The organism is Acinetobacter sp. ME22 (genome assembly GCF_022012315.1).
In the GTDB taxonomy this organism is placed as follows: Bacteria; Pseudomonadota; Gammaproteobacteria; order Pseudomonadales; family Moraxellaceae; genus Acinetobacter; species Acinetobacter brisouii_A.
Genome location: NZ_JAKLTL010000062.1, coordinates 1 through 268, shown reverse-complemented (window position 1 = coordinate 268; position 268 = coordinate 1). Strand labels below are relative to the sequence as shown.

Sequence of the window (268 nt, the reverse complement as noted above, 5' to 3'; positions counted from 1 at the left end):
CGATTATCTGACCCGTGATGAAGATCTTGAGGCTCGGGATGATGCAGCTACAGTATTGGCGATAGCACAGAGTGAATATGCTGCTGCTGTTTCTGTTCGTGATGCATTTGATCCAACAACTCAGGAATATGTGGATGCTCAAGTGATTGTTGACCAGAAACAAACGGGACTAACCACAGCCCAAACGGATTACACTGCCGCAGCGGCCAATGTCCACGAAGTCTATGTTTATCCTGGTTGTGTCCATTCGATTAGCGCCTGTAATAAT

1 pseudogene is annotated in these 268 nt (G+C 46.6%); it reads left to right on the top strand.

The window, feature by feature from the left end:
- A pseudogene (locus LVY74_RS17695) lies at positions 1-268 on the top strand (hypothetical protein); the annotation flags it as partial.